The 13804-nt window shown below is 55.5% G+C and carries 16 protein-coding genes; 4 read left to right on the plus strand and 12 right to left on the minus strand.

The genetic code is table 11. The features are described from left to right. Positions 1-25: 25 nt before the first annotated feature. From AC3GOJ_RS04485 to AC3GOJ_RS04500, 4 genes are read left to right on the plus strand one after another with little or no spacing between them, the layout of a single operon-like run. Positions 26-826 carry a TOBE domain-containing protein gene (locus AC3GOJ_RS04485; RefSeq protein ID WP_488236266.1) on the plus strand — a complete coding sequence of 267 codons (801 nt, stop codon included), beginning with the start codon at positions 26-28 and terminating at the stop codon, positions 824-826. An 11-nt stretch (positions 827-837) separates the two neighbouring features. Beyond that, the gene (gene modA / locus AC3GOJ_RS04490) at positions 838-1593 is read left to right on the plus strand and encodes a molybdate ABC transporter substrate-binding protein (protein ID WP_488236267.1); all 756 of its coding nucleotides are present in this window, start codon (positions 838-840) and stop codon (positions 1591-1593) included. Further along, positions 1580-2260, plus strand: a complete 681-nt coding sequence (gene modB, locus AC3GOJ_RS04495) for a molybdate ABC transporter permease subunit (RefSeq protein WP_488236268.1) — start codon at positions 1580-1582, stop codon at positions 2258-2260. Before modA ends, modB begins: the two co-directional genes overlap by 14 nt. Next, positions 2250-2894, plus strand: a complete 645-nt coding sequence (locus tag AC3GOJ_RS04500; RefSeq protein WP_488236269.1) for a molybdenum ABC transporter ATP-binding protein — start codon at positions 2250-2252, stop codon at positions 2892-2894. The genes modB and AC3GOJ_RS04500 overlap by 11 nt, the downstream gene beginning before the upstream one ends. Here the strand turns inward: AC3GOJ_RS04500 and AC3GOJ_RS04505 are convergent. From AC3GOJ_RS04505 to soxY, 12 genes are read right to left on the minus strand one after another with little or no spacing between them, the layout of a single operon-like run. Continuing rightward, entirely contained in the window at positions 2891-4006 is a 1116-nt protein-coding gene (locus AC3GOJ_RS04505) for a ThiF family adenylyltransferase (RefSeq protein ID WP_488236270.1), read from the minus strand. The two genes, AC3GOJ_RS04500 and AC3GOJ_RS04505, sit on opposite strands and share 4 nt — an antisense overlap. 14 nt (positions 4007-4020) lie before the next feature. Continuing rightward, positions 4021-5262, minus strand: coding sequence for a molybdopterin molybdotransferase MoeA (locus AC3GOJ_RS04510; protein ID WP_488236271.1), 1242 nt, complete (start codon positions 5260-5262; stop codon positions 4021-4023). Continuing rightward, positions 5262-6254 (minus strand): bifunctional molybdenum cofactor biosynthesis protein MoaC/MoaB, encoded by a 993-nt coding sequence (gene moaCB, locus AC3GOJ_RS04515; protein ID WP_488236272.1) that lies wholly within the window; start codon positions 6252-6254, stop codon positions 5262-5264. Before moaCB ends, AC3GOJ_RS04510 begins: the two co-directional genes overlap by 1 nt. Positions 6255-6270: 16 nt before the next feature. After that, entirely contained in the window at positions 6271-7245 is a 975-nt protein-coding gene (gene moaA, locus AC3GOJ_RS04520) for a GTP 3',8-cyclase MoaA (protein WP_488236273.1), read from the minus strand. 27 nt (positions 7246-7272) lie between these two features. Then, complete coding sequence (locus tag AC3GOJ_RS04525) at positions 7273-8121, minus strand: dienelactone hydrolase family protein (RefSeq protein ID WP_488236274.1); 849 nt, start codon at positions 8119-8121, stop codon at positions 7273-7275. Between the two features lie 11 nt (positions 8122-8132). Continuing rightward, on the minus strand, positions 8133-9197 hold the full coding sequence (locus AC3GOJ_RS04530; RefSeq protein WP_488236275.1) for a YeeE/YedE family protein: 1065 nt from the start codon (positions 9195-9197) through the stop codon (positions 8133-8135). Beyond that, positions 9194-9628, minus strand: a complete 435-nt coding sequence (locus AC3GOJ_RS04535) for a DsrE family protein (protein ID WP_488236276.1) — start codon at positions 9626-9628, stop codon at positions 9194-9196. The genes AC3GOJ_RS04530 and AC3GOJ_RS04535 overlap by 4 nt, the downstream gene beginning before the upstream one ends. A 17-nt stretch (positions 9629-9645) precedes the next feature. Continuing rightward, positions 9646-11379, minus strand: coding sequence for a thiosulfohydrolase SoxB (gene soxB / locus AC3GOJ_RS04540; RefSeq protein ID WP_488236277.1), 1734 nt, complete (start codon positions 11377-11379; stop codon positions 9646-9648). Between the two features lie 41 nt (positions 11380-11420). Next, entirely contained in the window at positions 11421-12086 is a 666-nt protein-coding gene (gene soxX / locus AC3GOJ_RS04545) for a sulfur oxidation c-type cytochrome SoxX (RefSeq protein ID WP_488236278.1), read from the minus strand. 10 nt (positions 12087-12096) lie between these two features. Continuing rightward, positions 12097-12903, minus strand: coding sequence for a sulfur oxidation c-type cytochrome SoxA (soxA, locus tag AC3GOJ_RS04550; protein ID WP_488236279.1), 807 nt, complete (start codon positions 12901-12903; stop codon positions 12097-12099). 55 nt (positions 12904-12958) lie between these two features. Beyond that, positions 12959-13270: a thiosulfate oxidation carrier complex protein SoxZ gene (soxZ, locus tag AC3GOJ_RS04555; RefSeq protein WP_488236280.1), complete on the minus strand. Its 312-nt coding sequence runs from the start codon at positions 13268-13270 to the stop codon at positions 12959-12961. A gap of 44 nt (positions 13271-13314) precedes the next feature. Next, a complete protein-coding gene (gene soxY, locus AC3GOJ_RS04560) occupies positions 13315-13785 on the minus strand; it encodes a thiosulfate oxidation carrier protein SoxY (protein WP_488236281.1) in 471 nt (156 codons plus the stop codon). Positions 13786-13804: the final 19 nt, after the last annotated feature.

A 13804-nucleotide genomic window follows, 5' to 3' on the forward strand; every position in this document is an offset into this window, starting at 1 on the left:
CCATAGCCGTCAACGGAAAAAATCGATGACCAATCTTGTCAATACTGATGCTTTGCCTTTTGGCCTGCCGGTGCACGGTCGGCCAACGCGTTGGAATCATCTGGAGCTTCTGGAGCTGATTGACAGTACGGGCTCGATGAATAAAGCGGCGGCTGAGATGGGGATGAGTTACAAGGCTGCATGGACGGCCATTGAATCCATAAACAATCTCGCAAGGCATCCGATGGTCGCAAGGCAAGCCGGTGGCAACAAGGGCGGTGGCACCGTACTGACGGATTATGGTCGGCGATTTCTGCACGTTTACCGCATGCTTGAAGTTGAGCAAAAGCAGTTTTTTCAGATGCTGGAAACGCAGATCGAGGATTTCAGCCAGTACCAGAGCTTGATCAGGAGGTTCACGATGCAAACAAGCGCCCGGAATCAGTTTTTAGGTCGGATTACCGCGATCAAACCCGGGGCGGTGAATGCCGAGATACGCCTAGATATCGGTGGTCAGGACCAGATCGTTGCGATGATTACGCATGAAAGCCTGGAATCCATGAACCTGGTGGTTGGACAGGAAGCCTACGCTTTGTTCAAGGCGCCTTGGGTCATCCTGACGCGGGAACTGAATATGAAATCCAGTGCCAGAAATCAGTTGATCGGTGATGTTGCTCGTGTTACTGAAGGTGCGGTTAACTCCGAGGTCGTTGTTGAATTGGCTGGCGGCAAATTGCTCAGCGCTGTTGTGACAAACGAGAGTCTGGCGGAGATGGCACTGACCGCCGGTATGAAAGTCTGTGCTTTGATTAAAGCCTCGCATGTCATTTTGGCCGTTGCTACCTAAGGCCGAAAAAAGTGAAAAGGATTCATTGGGTGCTGTTGGGTTTTCTCGGGGCCTCCTTTATCCATAAAGCGTTGGCTGATGAAGTTCAGGTTGCGGTAGCCGCTAATTTTTCAGCGCCGATGGAAGAAATTGGCAAAGCCTTTAACAAGGCAAGCGGACATCAGCTGAAAATCTCTACGGGTGCCTCTGGCAAGTTTTATGCACAAATCAAGAATGGAGCCCCATTCCAGGTGTTTCTGAGTGCCGATGAGGAAAAGCCCGTTCAACTTGAAAAAGATGGCCTTGCCGTCCTCGGTACGCGGTTCACTTATGCCATAGGCAAACTCGTACTCTGGTCGGCAGACCCGGCGATGGTCGATGCCAAGGGCAAGGTGCTGGAAGAGAATCGGTTCAATAAGATTGCCATCGCCAATCCTAAAACTGCGCCTTATGGTGAAGCGGCCATGGAAACTTTGAACGCGCTCAAATTGAAGACTCAGATTGCGCCGAAAATTGTAATGGGTGAAAACATCAGCCAGACCTTCCAGTTTGTGGCAACAGGTAATGCAGCTATTGGTTTTTTGGCACTGTCACAGATCACGAAAGACAACAAGATCACCGCTGGATCGGCTTGGGTCGTTCCGGAAAAGCGCTATTCACCGATCAATCAGGATGCGGTGTTACTGGTTAATGGCAAGGATAGTGAGGCGGCTCTTCAGTTTCTGGCGTTTCTCAAAAGTGGTGACACAGTTAAGCTGATCAAGTCCTACGGTTATGCTGTTAAGTGATGCGGATATTCAGGCACTTTGGCTAACGGTTCGGTTGGCGGGTGTCACAACGCTGATCCTTTTGCTGATCGGGACGCCGCTGGCTTGGTGGCTGACGCGTACGCGCAGCTGGCTCTATCGCCCGATCTCGGCGGTGGTGTCCTTGCCCTTGGTGTTACCACCATCTGTTCTTGGATTTTATCTGCTACTTGGCATGGGGCCGCATAGTCCCATCGGGCAGTTCACTCAATCGATGGGGCTGGGTTTACTACCATTCACCTTCTGGGGTTTGGTGATTGCTTCCGTCATTTATTCGATGCCGTTCCTCGTACAGCCGCTCCAAACCGCTTTTGAAGGCGTAGGACGTCGTCCGCTCGAGGTCGCAGCGACCTTGCGTCTTTCACCGTTGGCGACCTTTTTCAGAGTGGTGGTTCCGATGTCAAAGTCCGGGTTTGTAACAGCATCGGTCATGGCTTTTGCGCATACCGTTGGTGAGTTTGGTGTTGTGTTGATGATCGGTGGCAATATCCCCGGCGAAACGCGCGTGGCTTCCGTGCAGATCTATGATTATGTTGAGGCGCTTGAGTACAGTCAGGCGCATAGTCTGGCGGCAGTCCTGCTGGCTTTTTCTTTTATCGTCTTGCTGGCGCTACATATGTGCAAGAAGGATACGCGTCATGAATCATGAAACGATGATTCATGCACGCTTCTTGCTCAACCGGCCAGGCTTTAATCTGGATGTGGATCTACAATTACCGGGTCAGGGCATCAGCGTACTTCAGGGCGCTTCAGGCTCAGGTAAAACGACGGTCTTACGGTGTATGGCAGGATTAGAGCAAGCAGATGCCGGCTACTTGCGGGTTCGTGGCAGCGTCTGGCAGGAAGCCCGATATTTTATGCCCACCTACAAGCGGCCGATCGGTTATGTTTTCCAGGAAGACAGTCTTTTTTCTCACATGACGGCGCAAGCGAATATCCTATTCGGATGCGCGAATCGTACACATATGCCGGAGGATCTATTACCGCTGATTGAAGTTCTCGGAATCCGTCATTTATTGCAGCGATATCCCGGAGCACTTTCGGGCGGTGAGCGTCAAAGAGTGGCCATTGCCAGGGCGCTGGCCGTGAAACCAACGATCTTATTGATGGACGAACCTCTGTCATCGCTCGACTCCGATCGTAAAGCAGAAATCCTGCCGTACCTGGAACAGCTTCGAGACTTAGATCTGATGCCTATCGTCTATGTCACGCATGACCACAAAGAGGCCGCGCGGTTAGCCGATTGTCTGGTTGTACTGAAGGATGGTTGTGTGCTCGCTTAAAGCTGCGACCAGTCCACAATCAGGTTGAAGGCATCGAAGCCCTGATCACGCAGATAGCTGACGGCCCGTGCACTGCGCATGCCGTGCTGGCAATATACGACCAGGGGTTCCTGGCGACTCAGTGCGTCCAGTGCTTCCGGCGCTACCAGTAAGCGGCCCAGAGGAATATGCAGCGCACCTTCGAGATGGCCGTTGGCCCATTCCTGAGGTTCGCGAACGTCGAGCAAGACAAAGGGAATGCCGGATTCAAACAAGCCCTGCAGATCATAGAGTGTCATGCTAGCGGCCTGTGGTGACGTTGAGGCAGCACAGGCCTGTGCTCTGGCTTGCGGCAGGCGGACCTCATGCGCAGGCAGACTGCAGACTGGGCAGTCTGCACGCTTTTCAATGGCGAGGGTTTGCGTGTCCCAGTTCCGGGCATCAGCCAGGAAAAGCCGGCCAATCAGGGGTTCAAGATCATGGGTGCGGCAGTGCGCTAATCCGAGTGCCAGTTTGCAGGCTTCAACGGCTTGGATGGAGCCGACCATGCCAGCGATACCGCCCAGGGTGCCGGCCTCGGCACAATTGGGAATATGGGTTTCAGGTGGTTGCGGATAAACGCAACGATAGCAAGGTCCTTCCTTGGCCCAGAAAACAGCAGCCTGGCCTTCAAAGCCAAGAATGGAACCGTAAACAACGGGTAGTCCAAGATGGACGGCGGCATCGTTGATGAGGTATTTGGTATCGAAGTTGTCCGAACCATCGACGATGATGTCAAAGTCGGCAAAGACATCAAGGATGTTGTCGGTCGTCAGGCGGGTTTCGAAAGTACGCAGATCCGTTGCGCTGTTCAGTTGCTGCAGACGTTCTGTTGCAGTCTTGGCTTTGCTTTGTGTCTGATCATTTTCAGTAAACAGAATCTGGCGCTGAAGGTTGCTGAGGTCGACCGTGTCGTCATCAATGATGCCCAGGCAACCGCCAGCCTCTTTCAGGCCGGCACCGGCCGCCGCGAGATAGAGCAGGGCCGGAGAGCCGAGGCCCCCGGCACCAACCACTAAAATGCGCGCAGCCGCCAGGGCCGCCTGGCCGGCATCACCAATTTCCGGAAGAACACGTTGACGGGCGTAGCGCATGACTTCGAGCAGGTTTAGGCGTGGCTGGCGAGCAGGGCTGTGGGGTAAAACATCACCGGTTGACCTGCACTCATCTCACCCGGTGTCTCATCAAAGACGGCCCAGGCATTGGTTTGCAGCAGTGGCGCAATTTTGAAGGATTCCTGACCGGACAGGATCTCCACCGAGGTACAGCCATCCGCCATGTTCTGTGTTCGGGCTTTGAGGAACAGACGGAGCGGGCCCTTCTTCACATAGGGGGCGCTCAATCGGGCGAAGCTAGGCTGTTCGTCGGGCAGATTCAGCAGTTTGCGAATGAGTGGCATCATGAAAAAGCGCAGACCGATAGCTGCTGAGATCGGGTTGCCCGGCAGACCGAAGAAATAACGGCCATCCGGCATGCGGGCAAAGAGTATTGGTTTACCAGGTTTAATTGCCACCCGGTGGAACAGAATTTCTGCACCCAGCTCTTTGAGAACGGCGGGGATGAAGTCCCATTTGCCTTTGGATACGGCACCTGAGCTGACCAGAATGCGGGCCTGTATCTGCGAGGCCAGCATGTCACGGAACTTCTGTTCGTCATCACCAATATGGCCGGCGCAGACCGCCGGTAGACTTATGGTCTGTAGTGCTGCGATCAGATACGGTGTATTTGAGTTGTAGATCTGCGAAGGACCGAGTGGCTGATCGTAGTCATCTGAGACTTCCTTGCCGGTGGTGAAGATGCTGACCGTGGGGGTCTCAAGGACACGAAGCTGTGTCGTTCCTGTGGCATACAAAATCGCAAGGTGAGCCGGCGTGAGGCGGGTGCCTGCACGCATGAGCTCTTGGCCGGCACTGAAGTCTTCACCGGCAAAGCGCACGTTGTCATTGAGCGGTACAGGTTGCGTGATCCGAATATGGGTGACATGACCAGCGGCATCACAAAGGGGGGTGACATTCTCGATCGGGATGACGGCATCCGCGAGCTGCGGCATGGCGGCACCGGTCATAATCTCGACGGCATGACCCGGCTGATTACTGCCAGCCGAGTCACCAGCGGCTAGCGCACGCAGTACGGGAATCGTCAGGGGGGTTTGTTCACTCGCCCCCTGGGTATCTGCTGCGCGAAGGGCAAAGCCATCCATGCTGGAGTTGTCGAAACGCGGTACCGCAAACGGGGCAGAAAAATCTTCGGCCAGCACACGATGTAATGCCTGGTGGGTTGCCAGAATCGTGGATGCCGGTGCTGTTGCCGCCTCGCGAATAATCCGGAGGGCTTCAAGGTACGGCAGCATCAGCGGATATCCTCGATAATCGTCAGCAGATGTTTCATCAGCGGGCACAAAACATCCAGTCCCTCTTTAACGGCCTTCGGGCTACCGGGCAGGGTAACAATGAGGACATTGCCGAGGGTGGCTCCGATGGCGCGGCTGCTCCAGCTCAAGGGCGTGAATGCCGCACCGGAGCTTCTCAGGAGCTCGCCAATACCGGGAATAGTTTTGTCAGCAATGGCGGCCACGCTTTCCGGGGTGCTGTCGCGTCCGGAAACGCCGGTACCACCGGAGGTAATGATCAGGCGGGATTGACCAGAGTCCTTGATGCTGCGGATGGCTGCCTGCAGCGCGGCCGGTTCATCGGGAATAACGGTAACAGCCGCGACGTTGGCACCGACGGCCTCGAGAAGCTGGCGGGCCATAGGACCGGATTTATCTTCGTAGACTCCGCTCGAAGCACGGTCACTGAGCACAATCACCTCGGCCTGAATACCGGCAAGCACGGATTTGATGGGGGGTTGGACCAGGTCGATCACCCAGGCGGGAATCAGCGCGGCTTCCGGATTCAGCCAGCAACCGGATTTGCCCCCCACTTTGGCCAGTAGCCGGATGTCGGAGATGCAAAGATCCGCTTCCACCATTTTGGTGAGATCCCAGATGGTGAGCAATGCGGCATTGACGCCAGCGAGCGCTTCCATCTCTACACCGGTTTTAGCACAGGTCCGTGCCGTACAGTACACGCGGACAGTAGCTGTGGCCTCATCCAGCGCTGTCCGCACGCTCACATGATCCAGGCCCATCGGGTGGCAGAGCGGCATGAGCTGACTGGCATTCTTGGCACCTTGAATGCCGGCAATTTCAGCCAGCGTCAGGACGTCGCCCTTGGGGAGTTGCCGGTCACGGATCAATGCAAAGGCGGCGTGGCCGACATGGATGATGCCTGTGGCAACGGCAATACGGTTCGTCGGCTGCTTGGCGCCAACGTCAATCATGGAGAACGCTTGGGTAGTCATAGTGTGGGCTTAAGGCTTAGCCGCCCAGCGCAGATAGATTCTTTGTGGCGCCGGACTGATGGAAGTGCAGGAGATGCGTAGATGCCTTTTGCTGGAGTAGAGACGTGATGCTCCGTTGCAATTCGGCTTTCTGATCAGCGCTTTGCAGCAGCGGGCGCAGATTGTGGCCACCGTCACCAAACAGGCAGAGACGCAGGTCACCACGGGCTGTGACGCGTAGGCGGTTACAGGTCTGGCAGAAATCCTTGGCATACGGGGCAATGATGCCGATTTTTCCGAGATGTTCGGGATGGCTGAATTCCTGCGCTGGACCCGCAGCAACGCTTCGTGCGACGGGTGACCAGCCACGTTCATGGAGGGCGTGGATGATGTGATCGGCACTCAGGTGGTGACGCTCGAAATACGCACGGTTGTCACCGGTTTCCATGAGCTCGATAAAGCGCAACGAAATGCGGCGGCCTTTGACGAAGTCAAGGAAGCGGTCCAGCTCATGGTGGTTCAGATTCTTGAGTAGTACGGTGTTGATCTTGATGTCTTCAAAACCCGCGGCTTCGGCGGCATCGACACCGGCTAGGACGCGTTCCAGATGATCCATACCGGTAATCTGGTGGAAATTGTCCGGGTCGAGCGAATCGATACTGACATTGATGGCACTGATGCCGGCATCGCGCCAGAGTTGGGCATGCTTGGCCAACTGGTAGCCGTTGGTGGTGGTAGCGACTTTGCGAATGCCCGGAATGGCCGAAACCGTGGCGGCAATTTCGGCAAAGTCTTTACGTACTGTGGGTTCACCACCGGTGAGTCGCACTTTCCAGAGGCCCAGTTCGGCAAAGCCGGTGACCAGGTGACGTATTTCATGGATCTCGAGGAAGTGGCGCGGCACCTCTTCAACATAGCCATTCGGCAGGCAATAGCTGCACCGGTAGTTGCACACGTCCGTGATGGACAAACGCAAATACTGGAAAGATCGGCCGTTGGCGTCGAGAATCATGGCGTTTTCTGGGGTTTCAATGCGGTATCAGACACTCGGCATGCCGTATTTGCGGAACCAGGCGATACCGAGTTCCCAGGCTTTTTCTGCGGCGGCTTTGTTGTAGTTTGCGCGATAGTCGGCATTAAAAGCGTGACCAACGCCAGGTAGCACAACAATTTCCGAGCCGCTGCCTGATTTCTTGAGTTCGGCCTGCATGCGGGCAACGGACTCCAGGCTGATGCTGGTGTCTTTTTCGGCATATAAGCCGAGCACGGGGACTTTGAGTTCCGAGCCGAAGTCCACCGGATCCAGCGGACGTTCGTCGGACACCATGCCCTCCACCCGGCCGTAATAAGCCAGACCCGCAGTCAGTTTGGGGTTATGATAGGCATATTCCCAGACGGCGCGGCCTCCCCAGCAGTAGCCTACGGCACCGACTAGCGATTTGTGGCCCTGTAGGTTCTTGCGGGCATAGGCGAGGGTGGCATCCAGGTCGCTATTGACCTGTTCATCTGGTACCTTGGAAATCACTTCGTTGAAAATCGTGACAACTTCGGTGTGTTTGGTCACATCACCTTGTCGTACAAACAATTCGGGTGCCACCGCTACATACCCGGCTTTGGCATAACGTCGGCAGATATCCTGAACATGCTCGTGAACCCCAAAGGCCTCATGGATGACCAGGACGACCGGATAACGACCTGCTTTGCTCGGCCGGGCGTAATAACCGGGAATTTTGCCGGTAGCGGTGGGAATCTCGATGGGGCCGGCCGTCAGGCCGGTAGTATCTGTCCGGACAATGTTGTCCGCCACAGGGGAAGCCGCCAACGCATAACCGGTCGTCAGCATACCCAAAATGAAGGTGCGACGTGTCAGCGATGAGGGCTTATCCATGGTGACTTCCTTTAGGTGGGTTGCTTCTTGAATAACCAGCGATCAACGACGATATCGGTGATGACAGCGCCCAGCCAGATTGACCAGAGTGTCAGCCATGCGGTGATTGCAAAAACCGAGGCACCGGAAACACCGGCCCCAATGGCACAGCCACCGGCCAAAATGGCACCGAAGCCCATGAAGCAGCCACCGATCATGTAGCGGATCATGGTGCGCGGGTCATGGAAGCCTTCCAACTTGAAGGTGCGGCCAAAAACCGAACCTGCCATGGCCCCTAGAAGGACACCCGGGATCAGACCGAGATCAAAACTGAGGGCACCCCCGGGGGGCGACAGGAAATACATCAGCGTGTCAGAGGTCGGTGACGCAAAACTGAGCGAATGCACCGGAATCACTTCAAAGGAACTTGAGGCCACACCGAAGTTAAACCACCAAGCTGCTGCGATCATGATGCCGACCACCGTGCCCATGATCACCGTGTAGGCGCTGACAGCATGTTTACGAACCATGTAGACACCCAGAACCAGCCAAGCCATACTGAAGGCCAATGCGCCCCAGTTGCCAATACCGGTAACACCGATCAGATTACGGGAAGGACCGTCGATGGTCCACCAGCTGCCGATTTCGCTACGCAACGGTGCCAAAATCCCTTCGAGCGATGCCTGGGCAGCAACGGCAAAGACTAGACCTGTCAGCAGGGCGCGCAGATTGCCGCCGCCGGTCAGGATCAGCATACGGCCGGAACAGGCGCGGCTGAGTGCCATGCCAATGCCGAAGAGCAGTCCGCCGATGATGGCACCCGAGAGGGAGCCACGGTTACTGAACTGACGCAGGCCGTTGGTGTCGAAAAAGCCGCCAATGATCAGCAGCTGCGTCGTGATCAGAGCAATAGAGAAGGTGACCAGCCAGATGGCAAGCCGGTTGCCCGGTTGACCATGAGCGACCTCCATGGTGGCTGCACGTAGGCAAAAACGCGATTGCTGTGCTGCAAGGCCAAAAATAATGCCAATAACTAAACCGCCCAGCAGGAGCAGATATTCTTCTCCGAACTGGGTTATCAATGCTTCAAAATTCATGGTTTGATGTAGGCGAAACGCTTCTGGTTCTGAAGTTCGGTAATGCGAACCACGCCTGATTTGGTGAACGTGGCTTCAAGAACGAACTTGGATTTATCGATGTTTTTCTTCTCGATCGTCAGCTCGCAGACTTCGAAGTCGACGCCACGGGTTTTCAGATCAGAGACCAGCGAAGCGTACTCCAGATTGTTCTTGTCGTCACGCGCTCCCTCGATGAGGAATTCCACCCCATCACCCAGGGCAACCACCGTGATTTTGGTCTTGGGTGCGACATCCAGGTGGTTGCGCAGGCTGCGCAGGGTGCGGGTTGCCTGAGTGGCCGTATCATCCACATGATAAACCACCTTGTCCGCCGCCATGGCCAGTGTCGTGCTCGCCGAGAGCACCAGGCCGATTAACAGAGTTTTGAAGCGGAACAGGGTGGTTTGCATGAATGACTCCTTGAGGATCAGAACTTGTTGTAGGCCTCGATACCAGGGTTGCCGGACACATTCTTCAGTGTCGGCTGATTAATCTGCACCGGCTTGATGTTTTTCTTGCTGCGCAGGTTTTTGGCCACCACGTCCCAGATCGGCTCGCCGGCCATGCCGCGAGACTCTTCCGCAACGGGTGCCCAACCGGCAACCTTGTACTTTTTGCTGGCATCGATCAGTTTGCCGTTCAGACGCATATTGGTGATGCGCTGACCCGCCTTGGCCGATGGGTCACAAGTGTACTGCATGCCGCCGACGCGAACCATGTCGCCACCCTGCTGATAGTAGGGGTCCGGGTTAAATAGGTTGTCACAGACGTCTTCCATGATTTCCTTGATCTGCGCACCAGTCAGGTTGGAGACGGTGACATAGGGGTAGGTAATCGCGGTCTGGTCCAGCACATGTTCCATGGTGATGGATTCTCCCGGCAGTACCGTGGTGCCCCAGCGGAAGCCCGGCGAGAAAGCCATTTCGGCATTCTTTTCCTGCATCAGCGCGTTCAGAATGAGTTGATCGAAGCTCCCGTTGAAGTTGCCGCGGCGGTAGAGCAATCCTTCGGAGACTGCGAGTTTTTCGTCCAGTTTTTCGATGTAAGGGGCACGAATCTTCTTGATCATCTGATCCATGGCCGGATCAGCCGGCAGGAGGTTCGAGAAGACTGGCATCAGGCGGTAGCGGTAATCGGCGATACGACCATCGCGCACATCCAGATCCAGTACGCCCAGATACTTGCCATTGGAGCCGGCGTTCATGACCAGGGTTTTGCCACCCGGGTTCTGGACAAGGGTCGGCTTCGGCACACCATCGTGGGTGTGGCCGCCGAAGATGGCGTCGATGCCGCGCACGCGGGAGGCCATCTTGAGGTCAACGTCCATGCCGTTGTGGGAAATCACCACAACCACTTTGGCACCCTTACCACGAGCTTCGTCCACCATGGCCTGCATGTTTTCTTCCTGGATACCGAAGGTCCAGTCAGGCACAAAGTAACGCGGGTTGGCAATGGGGGTATAGGGGAAGGCCTGGCCGATGACGGCCACTTTGGTGCCATTAACCTCACGCATGGCGTAGGGCTTGAACACCTGATCGCCGAAGTCGGCCGTCTTGATGTTCTGGGCCACGATGTCAATGTGGCCCGCAAAATCCTTGTTGGAAATTTCCAGAACGCGATCTGCGCCGTAGGTACATTCCCAGTGTAGGGTCATGATGTCAACGCCGAGCAGCTTGGCGGCATCCACCATATCCTGGGCGTCGGTCCATAGGGCCGTGCCGGAACCCTGCCAGGTATCACCACCATCAAGGAGCAGGGCGCCCGGCCGGTTGGCCCGGACTTTTTTGACCAGGGTCGACAGGTGGGCGAAGCCGCCCACCTTGCCGTAAATACGGGCCAGCTTCTCGAAATCCAGATAGGTAAACGCGTGGGCGTCGAGGGTGTTGGCCTTGAAGTTGAAGTGATTCAGGAAATAATCACCGACCAGATGCGGGACTTGGCCCCGCATGCTGCCAATGCCCAGGTTGACATTGGGTTCACGGAAATAGATTGGGTTCAGCTGGGCGTGGCAGTCCGTGATGTGAAGTAGAGAGACGTTGCCGAAAGCGGGAGCTTCATAATAGCTGGCAGCGGCAGTTTCAGCCTGTGCATCACGGGTGGGGAGGGCCATGCCCGAAGCAGCGGCTGCGGCCAGCAGCTGCAAAAAAGAACGACGATCCATCTTCGGTAATCTCCGGCGATTTTTTTGAACGGCTTGCTGATTTACTTGTTAACGGGCGACTCAGGATCCAGCAGCAGAGCTACCAAGTCACGAATCTCTGCTTCGGACAGAATACCCATAGCGCCCGCACGCGGCATCAGGGAACATAGATTGGTCGCCTTGGCGTTATAAATCTTGCCCCACGTATATTTGATAATGTCTTCCGAGTTGCCGCGGAGTTTGCCGTAGTTATACAGGCTTGGGCCGATGGTGCCGTAGGAGAGCTCTTCCTTGGTGATCTGGTGGCAGTTGTAACAGTTGCCACCGTTAACCGTGTCAGCCTTGTCGGTCCAGGTCAGGCCACGGCCACTCTGGGCAATTTTCTCGCCTTTTTTCCAGTCGCCCATCATTTTGCCGTCAGCCGGATATTTGATGGAAGCCTGATTTTCTGCCTGCAGCTTATCGCGCAGTGCAGCGTTTTTCTCGCTATAGGCTGTGAACGGGTTGGAACACAGCTTCTGTGTCGCATCCTGATTCAGGCGATCCAGCTTGGCAATGCCTTTCGCCTGGAAGCTACTTTGCATCATGGCATCAAAGCTGGCGTCGCCAGCGCCCAGGCCCCAAGAGCCATCTTTGGGCATGGCGGGCGGTGCAGCGAAGGCCGAACCAGCGGAAATGGTCGTCAGCAGCGAGAGTGCGACCACGGTTTTCTTATTCATCGTCATCATCACGGTCTCCTTAGCGCTTGATACCGGGGGTCTGCATGACCGCACCATTCGAATTGCCAGCCATAAACGAGGAAATGGCAATCGTCACATCCGATGCGTAGATCGGTTCGGGGAAACGTTGTTGACGGAAACAGTCGTTAATACGCCATTGCATGCTCCACATCTGGCCAGAGCTGACGCGGTAAGCCGGCCAGGTTGTCCAACCTTTGGCTGCACCTTCGGCACTCGGAATGTAGGGCAGATCCTGCAGGCGGATACGCTTGCCTTCCTGTCCGTGACAGGTGGCGCAGGCAAAATCATAAGGGCCGGATTCGAAATAGAATAAGCGGCGACCCAAGTCATACATCTGTTTTTCTTTCGGGTGGGCCAGAGAGACCTTAACCTTCATACCTTTGGACTCCGAAGAGACGTAAGCTGAAAGCGCCACCAGATCTGCTTTTTTCGGTGAGGTGAAGGAGGCTTTGACAATCTCGGTGGTGTCCACCCCCTGCAGCTTTTCCATGCAGGTCAGCAGCCGGGATTCGAGATCCTGAACTTTATTGGTGTCTTTAAAATAGCGCGGCAGCTGGGCATAGGCACCTTTGACCTTGCCCGGGCCAAGACCCAGATCACATTTTTCCAGAGAGGCATCTTTCGGGCCTGCCTTCTTCTTCCAGATTTCAGCGCCCGAATCCACGTACAGGTCGGCGGGGTTGCCATCCTGCAGGGCTTCGCGATATGCCTCAATGCCGGCGGTGGTGTTGTCCTGAGCCTGGGCTCCGACAGCAAAGACGGCCGCTGCTGCAAGCAGCGTGGCCTTCATATGTTGAGAACGCATGGGTGTCTCCCCTCTCTGTTTTTTTGTGATCTGGGTTTTCAGGGTCGATGGTCGATTACGAAACGGTCGCTTCGTCCGTACGCTTATCGCCCTTGTTATCGGTCCAGGTGCAAACAACCTTGTCACCAGCTTTGCCACCCTTGACCTTGAACGCTACGTACGGGTTCTTCGAAACCGACGGACCCCATTCAGCGGTCATAACATTCTTGCCAGCCAGTTCAACTTTGACTTCATTAATGAACCAGGCCGGAATCACTGCACCGGACGAATCCTTGCGCTGACCGGTTTCCATTTCGTGGTTCATGAGGATCTTGATTTCAGTCACGCCGTCTTTGTTTGCAGCGCGGATTTTCATCGGATTTGCCATGTCTATCTCCAGTTATCTTTAATTGATGGTGTCAGAGCAGGGGATTAACCGCCGCAGCCGCCCAGCGTGACCTTGATTTCCTTGGTGGCGGTGTAGTACTTGCCGCCAGCCTTGACCAGAACAGTCACGTTCGAGGTTTGACCCATCTTGATACGGGTGGTGACTTCCGGAAGGGTGTCCGGTGTGAGGTTGAACAGGGCAACCAGGGCACTCGGGTTCTTTTCAACCAGAATCGAGATCTGTTCGGTGTTGGCCAGCTTGCTGATAGCCTGGATCGGCACGACGGCACCGTTTTCAGCGATATCCGAAGCAACGATCTGGACATCGCCACTGTTGCTCGGTGAACCGGCGCCCAGAGCACTGTAGGTATCGCTCAGAGTTTTAGCTTCAAAAGCAGCCTTGTTCCAGGCAGCAAAAGCCATTGGCGACATCGCGGCACCGAAGGCCATGATGCCCAGGCCGCCGGCAGCTTTGAGAATCTGACGGCGGTCGAAACGTGTAGTGTTGGTGTTCATTCCAATCTCCTATGGGTTA

This window comes from Fluviibacter sp. (genome assembly GCF_057744235.1).